The sequence below is a fragment of the Vibrio sp. 1078-1 genome (assembly GCF_033340475.1).
Genome location: NZ_JAWOWM010000878.1, coordinates 1 through 522, shown reverse-complemented (window position 1 = coordinate 522; position 522 = coordinate 1). Strand labels below are relative to the sequence as shown.

The window sequence follows — 522 nt, the reverse complement described above, 5'->3', positions numbered from 1 at the left end:
GCAATAGCTTGATCGCTTGGATGCCTGCTAACGAAGCAGTTTCACCGGCAGACGCTCAGGCCAAATTTCTTTCACATGTGAAAGTTTCCATTGAGTCAGCGCTGACTGATTTGGGTGCCAATTTCACGCTTCTGTATGACAAAGACGGTCGCCTAACCTATCAGTTCTACAAGAATGAATGGGGTTGCCCGACGTGGGTGAACGGACAAAGTAAGGTAGCTGACATGTGTTCCGTTAAGGTGAAAATCGTGGAGCCTCGCCTAGGGTCAGCTCCTAATTTTGTCTCTGGCGTTCAAGGTACAGCGTATGCCTTCACATCAGGCCATGAGACCGCATACAACTTTGTGAATGTCGGTAATGGGGCAGCAAGCCATGCTCCTCAGCAAGCGATCTACGCAGCTATTAGCAAACAGCTACCAGCTTGGGCCTACCTCTACCTTGCTCCAAAATCGGTTGAGCTGGATAATGGCGAAAAAGTTGCTTTCCCTTACCTTCTTGATCAGGGAAAAGCAGAGTTATTTG

General features: G+C 48.7%; 1 pseudogene. It reads left to right on the top strand.

Annotated elements, in window-relative coordinates:
- A pseudogene (locus tag R7190_RS30595) lies at nt 1-522 on the top strand (hypothetical protein); the annotation flags it as partial.